At 70.4% G+C, this 4,864-nt stretch carries 4 protein-coding genes; 3 read left to right on the top strand and 1 reads right to left on the bottom strand.

Annotation, left to right across the window (positions count from 1 at the left end):
* Positions 1-46 precede the first annotated feature (46 nt).
* Positions 47-694, bottom strand: coding sequence for a bifunctional DNA primase/polymerase (locus ACFWM7_RS33630; protein ID WP_383268123.1), 648 nt, complete (start codon positions 692-694; stop codon positions 47-49).
* 428 nt (positions 695-1,122) lie between these two features.
* Here ACFWM7_RS33630 and ACFWM7_RS33625 point away from each other — a divergent pair, with 428 nt between their 5' ends.
* From ACFWM7_RS33625 to ACFWM7_RS33615, 3 genes are all read left to right on the top strand, one after another.
* On the top strand, positions 1,123-2,598 hold the full coding sequence (locus tag ACFWM7_RS33625; RefSeq protein ID WP_383268121.1) for a hypothetical protein: 1,476 nt from the start codon (positions 1,123-1,125) through the stop codon (positions 2,596-2,598).
* Positions 2,599-2,954: 356 nt separating this feature from the next.
* Positions 2,955-4,307, top strand: coding sequence for an ammonium transporter (locus ACFWM7_RS33620; RefSeq protein ID WP_383268119.1), 1,353 nt, complete (start codon positions 2,955-2,957; stop codon positions 4,305-4,307).
* Complete coding sequence (locus ACFWM7_RS33615) at positions 4,304-4,642, top strand: P-II family nitrogen regulator (RefSeq protein ID WP_006127894.1); 339 nt, start codon at positions 4,304-4,306, stop codon at positions 4,640-4,642. Before ACFWM7_RS33620 ends, ACFWM7_RS33615 begins: the two co-directional genes overlap by 4 nt.
* The last annotated feature ends 222 nt before the right edge of the window (positions 4,643-4,864 follow it).

Raw genomic sequence — 4,864 nt, 5'->3', positions numbered from 1 at the left:
CTCCTGCGAGGAGCCTGCCGCCCGTCCGCCGTTTCCGCTCAGGGGGCTATGAGCGGTGGCAGACGTACGCCAAGGTCCCCAGCAGCAGCCGCGCCTGCGGGGGAGCGGCCGCCGTGTCCAGCACCGGGGTCCGCAGCCAGCGGACCGGGCCGAGGCCGCCGAGGTCGCAGGGCGGGGCGGTGATGTGCGCCCCCCGGCCCAGGGCGCGCAGGTCGAGGCCCGCGTCGTCCCAGCCCATCCGGTAGAGCAGTTCGGGCAGCTCGGCAGCGGCCCCGGGCGCGACGAAGAACTGTGCCCGCCCGGTCGGCGTCACCGTGACCGGGCCCAGCGGCAGCCCCATCCGCTCCATCCGCACCAGCGCCCGCCGCCCGGCCTGCTCCGCGACCTCCAGGACATCGAAGGAGCGGCCCACCGGCAGCAGCATCGCGGCGCCCGGCGTCTGAGCCCATGCGTCCGACGCGCGGTCCAGGCCGGTGCCCGCCGGAACCTCCCGGGCGAAGTCCAGCGGATGGGCGCCGGGGGAGGGGCACACCGGATCACCGCACGAGCAGGAGCCGGCCTCGGCCCGTGCTCCGGGCGCAACCGCCCAGCCCCACAGCCCTGTGTACTCGGCCACCGCCGTGCCCTCGGTGCCGCGGTGGCGTCGCCGCGCACCGGATCGCATCTCCCGGATGCCGCCGATCGTGAAGCCCATGCCCCCTCCAACGGGTCCGGCTCGTCGGTGGTTACGACCCGCGTTGCTCGGGTAACCCTCCGTCGCTGCAACTCGATCGAGTGGCGTGCGCGGTAGTGCGAAAGGGAGTGCGACACGGTGTACGCGCCCCCGAGTGCCTCCGTCCGCTCGCCCTCGGTCCTGATCCCTCAAGTCAAGCGCGCGCAGCGGCAGTCGGGTTCATTCGAAGGGGTGGCGAATGGTGGCGTTTCTTCAATTCCCCTCGCGAGAGGGGTGATCGTAGGATTACCGTCGGTACACGAACCCTGGGAGCATGTGCACCCACGGGTATGCCGCAGGCAACCCGATTTCCTGTTCGAGCGTGTGCAACTCCCGTACGGACAGCACCGATGCACGGCATTCTGATAATGGTTCGCGCGATGAGGTTTCAGCGGGATGGGGGCGTTCCAGTGAGTGGCAGCGGCGCAGGCGACACGGATGCCGGGAAGCGTCCCAACGAGCAGTTGGGTTCGTGGTTCGTGCGCAGTGGCTGGTCCAAGGGCGAGCTGGCACGCCAGGTCAACCGACGGGCCCGGCAGATGGGCGCCTCCCACATCAGCACCGACACCTCCCGGGTGCGGCGCTGGCTCGACGGCGAGCAGCCGCGGGAGCCGATCCCGCGCATCCTCTCCGAGCTGTTCTCGGAGCGCTTCGGCGCCGTCGTCGCCGTCGAACAGCTCGGGCTCCGCACCGCCCACCAGTCACCCTCGGTGGCCGGCGTCGACCTGCCCTGGGCCGGACCGCAGACCGTCGCCCTCCTCAGCGAGTTCTCCCGCAGCGACCTGATGCTCGCCCGGCGCGGCTTCCTCGGCAGCTCGCTGGCGCTGGCCGCGGGGCCCGCGCTCATCGAGCCGATGCAGCGCTGGTTGGTCCCCGTCCCCGTACAGGGGCCCGGCGAGCCGGAGGCCCCGGCGGCCGACCACCGCCCCTCCCGGCTCTCCCGGCCCGAGCTGGACCTGCTGGAGTCGACCACCGCGATGTTCCGGCAGTGGGACGCCCAGTGCGGCGGCGGACTGCGCCGCAAGGCCGTCGTCGGACAGCTGCACGAGGTCACCGACCTGCTCCAGGAGCCCCAGCCTGGACCCACCGCCCAGCGGCTCTTCCGCTGCGCCGCCGAACTGGCCGAGCTGGCGGGCTGGATGAGCTACGACGTCGGCCTCCAGCCGACCGCCCAGAAATACTTCGTGCTCGCCCTGCACGCCGCCAAGGAGGCCGGGGACAAGCCGCTCGGCAGCTACATCCTCTCCAGCATGAGCCGGCAGATGATCCACCTGGGCCGCCCCGACGACGCCCTGGAGCTGATCCACCTCGCGCAGTACGGCAGCCGCGACTGCGCCACCTCCCGGACCCAGGCCATGCTGTATGCGATGGAGGCCCGCGCCTACGCCAACATGGGCCAGCCCAGCAAGTGCAAGCGGGCCGTCCGGATGGCCGAGGACACCTTCCTGGACGCCGGACTCGACGGCGAGCCCGAGCCCGACTGGATCCGCTTCTTCTCCGAGGCCGAGCTGAACGGCGAGAACGCCCACTCCTACCGCGACCTGGCCTATGTCGCCGGCCGCAGCCCCACCTACGCCTCGCTCGCCGAGCCCGTCATGGAGAAGGCCGTCGAACTGTTCGGCGAGGACGACGAGCACCAGCGCTCCTACGCGCTCAACCTCATCGGCATGGCCACCGTCCATCTCCTCCAGCGCGAGCCCGAGGAGTCCACCGTGCTCGCCACCCGCGCCCTGAAGATCGCCAAGAAGGTCCGCTCCGAGCGGGTCAACACCCGCCTGCGCAAGACCGTCGACACCGCTGCCAGGGACTTCGGCGACGTCGCCGACGTCGCCCGGCTCACCGAGCTGCTCCACGAACAGCTGCCGGAGACCGCCGAAGCGGTCTGACCGGCACCCCCGGCCCCGGCCGCGGCGCCCCTTCCGTACAGCCCGACTCGGCTCCCCCATCGCCTGGTCACACGGAGGGCCGCCGTGGCCGGTTTCGTGTTCTTTGGCCCCTGGGCGTTTCAACCGCACCGTATGCGGCGTGCGCCGCAGGATAGGCAGGGCACCGGACGCGCCACCCCGGATTCATTCGGCCGTAACACGCGATCCCTCTTCGTCACGCTCGCGAAACATCGTGCGGCATCCCATGAAACGGCCCTCCGTCAACCTCGTGGCTCATACCGGCCCGCACCTGTTCCCCAGTGGTCCCGCAGCATTCCCCCGCACGCCGCGGCCGCACCGACGACGAGGAGACGCCGATGCCCCCAGGCATCACGACGCTTGCCGCAGACGCCCCTGAGCTGTCTGCCGCCAACACCGGGTTCATGCTCATCTGCTCGGCCCTGGTGATGCTCATGACCCCCGGCCTGGCCTTCTTCTACGGAGGCATGGTCCGCGTCAAGAGCACCCTGAACATGCTGATGATGAGCTTCATCAGCCTCGGGATCGTCACGGTCCTGTGGGTGCTCTACGGATTCAGCCTCGCCTTCGGCTCCGACGTCGGCTCGGTCATCGGCTGGAGCTCCGACTACGTCGGCCTCAGCAACATCGGCGTCACCGAACTCTGGGACGGCTACACCATCCCGGTGTACGTCTTCGCCGCCTTCCAGCTGATGTTCGCCGTCCTCACCCCGGCCCTGATCAGCGGTGCGCTCGCCGACCGCGTGAAGTTCACCGCGTGGGCGCTGTTCGTCGTCCTGTGGGTCACCATCGTCTACTTCCCCGTCGCCCACTGGGTCTGGGGCTCCGGCGGCTGGCTCTTCGAGATGGGCGTCATCGACTTCGCCGGCGGTACGGCCGTCCACATCAACGCCGGTGCCGCCGCCCTCGGCGTCATCCTGGTCATCGGCAAGCGCATCGGCTTCAAGAAGGACCCGATGCGGCCGCACAGCCTGCCGCTCGTCATGCTCGGCGCGGCCCTCCTGTGGTTCGGCTGGTTCGGCTTCAACGCCGGATCCTGGCTCGGCAACGACGACGGCGTCGGCGCGGTCATGTTCCTGAACACCCAGGTCGCCACCGCCGCCGCGGTCCTCGGCTGGCTCGTCTACGAGAAGCTGCGCCACGGCTCCTTCACCACGCTCGGCGCCGCATCCGGCGCCGTCGCCGGCCTCGTCGCCATCACCCCGGCGGGCGGCTCCGTCTCCCCGCTCGGCGCGATCGCGATCGGCGCCATCGCCGGTGTCCTGTGCGCCATGGCGGTCGGCCTGAAGTACAAGTTCGGCTACGACGACTCCCTGGACGTCGTCGGCGTCCACCTCGTCGGCGGCATCATCGGCTCCATCCTGGTCGGCTTCTTCGCCACCGGCGGCGTCCAGTCCGACGCCGCCGGCCTCTTCTACGGCGGCGGCGTGGACCAGCTCGGCAAGCAGGTCGTCGGCGTCGTCGCGGTTCTCGCGTACTCTCTCGTCGTCTCCGCGGTCATCGCCCTGGCGATCCACAAGACGATCGGGATGCGGGTCTCCGAGGACGACGAGATCTCCGGCATCGACCAGGTCGAGCACGCCGAGACGGCGTACGACTTCAGCGGCACGGGCGGCGGCTCGGTCTCCCGCACCACCGCCCCCGCGACGGACCCGACGGCAGCACCGAAGGCAAAGAAGGTGGACGCATGAAGCTCATCACCGCGGTCGTGAAGCCCCACCGGCTGGACGAGATCAAGGAGGCCCTCCAGGCCTTCGGCGTCCAGGGGCTCACCGTCACCGAGGCCAGCGGTTACGGGCGGCAGCGCGGCCACACCGAGGTCTACCGGGGCGCCGAGTACACCGTCGACCTGGTCCCCAAGATCCGCATCGAGGTCCTCGTCGAGGACGAGGACGCCGAACAGCTCATCGAGGTCGTCGTCAAGGCCGCCCGTACCGGCAAGATCGGAGACGGCAAGGTCTGGAGCGTCCCGGTCGACACCGCCGTCCGGGTACGGACCGGCGAACGCGGCCCGGACGCCCTCTGACCGACGGCCCACGAACGGAAGGCAGCTGGGTGACGAGTACCGAAGTGACCACCGAAACCGAAGGCTCGGAACCCAGCGGCTACGCGGCGGCCCGGCTGCGCCTCCCGCACTGATCATCGTGATCGATGAGTTCGCCGCCCTCGTCAACGAGATCCCCGAGTTCGTCGACGGGGTGATCGATGTCTCCCAGCGCGGCCGCTCCCTCGGGCTGCACCTGGTCAT

The sequence above is a fragment of the Streptomyces sp. NPDC058375 genome, assembly GCF_042723425.1.
Taxonomy (GTDB): Bacteria; Actinomycetota; Actinomycetes; order Streptomycetales; family Streptomycetaceae; genus Streptomyces; species Streptomyces durocortorensis.
Note: the sequence above shows the minus strand (reverse complement) of the source record. Positions and strands in the feature narration are given on the sequence as shown.